Origin of the sequence: Niallia sp. MER 6, assembly GCF_023714395.1 — a bacterium.
GTDB lineage: Bacteria > Bacillota > Bacilli > Bacillales > Cytobacillaceae > Niallia.
In genome coordinates this window covers 1-590 of the sequence record NZ_JAMAUK010000110.1, presented here as the reverse complement: position 1 = coordinate 590, position 590 = coordinate 1, and the positions used below count along the sequence as shown (strand labels likewise).

At 34.7% G+C, this 590-nt stretch carries 2 protein-coding genes; one reads left to right on the top strand and one right to left on the bottom strand.

Going from position 1 to position 590, the window contains the following annotated elements; all coding sequences use genetic code 11:
• Window positions 1-198 precede the first annotated feature (198 nt).
• The gene (locus M3600_RS28520; RefSeq protein WP_251648577.1) at window positions 199-489 is read left to right on the top strand and encodes a hypothetical protein; all 291 of its coding nucleotides are present in this window, start codon (window positions 199-201) and stop codon (window positions 487-489) included.
• On the opposite strand, the gene M3600_RS28515 is transcribed toward M3600_RS28520, so the two are convergent.
• Window positions 450-590, bottom strand: a 141-nt coding sequence (locus tag M3600_RS28515) for an IS3 family transposase (protein WP_251648579.1), incomplete at its 5' end; no start/stop codon positions are given. The two genes, M3600_RS28520 and M3600_RS28515, sit on opposite strands and share 40 nt — an antisense overlap.

The window sequence follows — 590 nt, the reverse complement described above, 5'->3', positions numbered from 1 at the left end:
CGAGATTAGCTATATTCTGTAAATGATAATTTGGAGGAGCCGTGTGCGTTAATAGCGCAAGCACGGTTCTGTGAGGGGGGAGGAGTACAATTTGCCGTAAGGTAGAAAGGCTCCCTTCTACTCGACTTGTTGAAGAAGAGGATTCTTATATCGTTTATAGAATATAAAATTTTATATCACTAAATAAAGGAGAAAAGGATGGATAATAAAAAGGCAACAACTAAAAAAGGTATAGGCAAAATTATAGATGAAGGTTTAACAGAAGAAGAGATATTTAAAGAATTACATGGAATGACTCTTAAGGAGATTAAAGCAAGAGAAGAAAAAGAATTTAAAGCTAAAACTGGAATGACTTACGATGAGTGGTATGTAAATGAAGTGAAAATGACTACACCTATTGAAATGCTTAAAGATCCCAATTGGAATGTCAACACCAAACTGGACAACTTTTATAAGGCCTGTTTCTTGAATTCTACTGGCGTTAAGTAACCGAGTGTTCCATGAATTCGAATATGGTTAAACCAATGAACATAATCATTTAATTCCAGTTTTAGCTGTTCAAGAGAAGTAAAATGGGCTCCATTTGCGAA